The 285-nt window shown below is 67.4% G+C and carries 1 protein-coding gene; it reads left to right on the plus strand.

The features are described from left to right. Positions 1 to 285: ATP-binding cassette domain-containing protein (locus Q8X51_RS32215; protein WP_407694954.1), on the plus strand; the 285-nt coding region annotated here is incomplete at both ends.

Consider the following 285-nt stretch of genomic DNA (forward strand, 5'->3'; position numbering starts at 1 on the left):
CGGGGCAGGTGCACGCCCTGATGGGCGAGAACGGTGCGGGCAAGTCGACGCTGCTGAAGATCCTCGGCGGCGCCTATATTCCCAGCAGCGGCACGGTGCAGATCGGCGCGCAGACCATGGCGTTCAAGTGCGCCGCCGACAGCATCGCCAGCGGCGTGGCGGTGATCCACCAGGAGCTGCACCTGGTGCCGGAAATGACCGTCGCCGAAAACCTGTTCCTCGGGCATTTGCCCTCGCGCTTCGGCGTGGTCAACCGGGGCCTGTTGCGCAAGCAGGCCCTGGCTT

Origin of the sequence: Pseudomonas sp. Yb2C2 (assembly GCF_052112325.1) — a bacterium.
GTDB lineage: Bacteria > Pseudomonadota > Gammaproteobacteria > Pseudomonadales > Pseudomonadaceae > Aquipseudomonas > Aquipseudomonas marginalis.